Consider the following 975-nt stretch of genomic DNA (forward strand, 5'->3'; position numbering starts at 1 on the left):
GTGTGAGGGGGGCTGGGGGTGACGGGGCCACTTCAGAAGTCCTTCGAGAGGAGACTCCGCCAGGTCCACCCCGCCTGGAGGACGGTGTCCAGCACGCACTGTGTCATGTCCGCGCTGTCGAAGCTGAACGACTCGCGAAAGTGCCGACGCCCGTCGGCTCCCCGCTCCAGGGTCCACTCCTTGCGAACCGTCCTGGCCGGCCCGCGGCCCCACTGCTGTCTGTACGCCGAGACCTCGTGCTGCTCCTCGATGGCGAGTACCTCGTGCTCCTCCGGGAGCAGCAGCATCCGGATGGTGAGCGTGCGCACGACGCGATTCGCGAGCCGCCACTCCGCGACGAAATCGGCACCCTCGGGCGCACCGTCACGCACAGCCCATGGGACGTCGGGTCCGTTCAGTGCGAGCAGCGAAGCCCTGAGGTCCTCCTCGGAACGCGGCCGCACGCCCTCCGGCGGTTCCTTCACCAGACGCCGTTTGAACAGAAGCGACCACAGACCCATGCGGAGAACCTACGAGTCGAACGGTGGCACGTCCAAGACTTCCGGGGCGCAGGTGAACTGATCGCATGAGACCGCTCTTGACCGGATCGGAGCGGGCGAGCAGCGCACGCGTGAAGCACCCGGAGAACGCCACGTAATGTGGCCGGCGATACGAGAGGAGCAGCGCTGATGGGGACGCAGCAGGAGAAGGAAGAGCTGTACGCCATGGACATCTCCGACGCCGTGTGGGAGAGCGCACCGGGCGGGCCGGAGGACGAGAAGGTGGAGATCGCTCACCTTGCGGGCGGCGCGGTCGCCATGCGCAACTCGAAGGAGCCGGACGTCGTGCTGCGGTACACCGTCGCGGAGTGGGAGGCGTTCGTCCTGGGAGCGCGGGACGGGGAGTTCGACCTGGAGCCGATGCCGCACAACGGGGGGCTGACGGCGGAGGAAGGGTGAGGGCTCTCCTCCCGCACGGCCGTATGGGGGCGGGGAC

At 68.2% G+C, this 975-nt stretch carries 2 protein-coding genes; one reads left to right on the forward strand and one right to left on the reverse strand.

Annotated features, from left to right (window positions below):
• Positions 1-32 precede the first annotated feature (32 nt).
• Positions 33-371 carry a hypothetical protein gene (locus tag G5C65_RS37700; RefSeq protein WP_241266355.1) on the reverse strand — a complete coding sequence of 113 codons (339 nt, stop codon included), beginning with the start codon at positions 369-371 and terminating at the stop codon, positions 33-35.
• 297 nt (positions 372-668) lie between these two features.
• Between G5C65_RS37700 and G5C65_RS37705 the strand changes: the two genes are divergently transcribed.
• Entirely contained in the window at positions 669-938 is a 270-nt protein-coding gene (locus G5C65_RS37705; RefSeq protein WP_165303569.1) for a DUF397 domain-containing protein, read from the forward strand.
• The last annotated feature ends 37 nt before the right edge of the window (positions 939-975 follow it).

The sequence above is a fragment of the Streptomyces boncukensis genome (genome assembly GCF_011045075.1).
Classification (GTDB): domain Bacteria; phylum Actinomycetota; class Actinomycetes; order Streptomycetales; family Streptomycetaceae; genus Streptomyces; species Streptomyces boncukensis.

Excerpts from the sequence above, each read along its gene's own strand:
- G5C65_RS37705 (WP_165303569.1), top strand. The coding sequence starts at position 669 with ATGGGGACGCAGCAGGAGAAGGAAGAGCTGTACGCCATGGACATCTCC.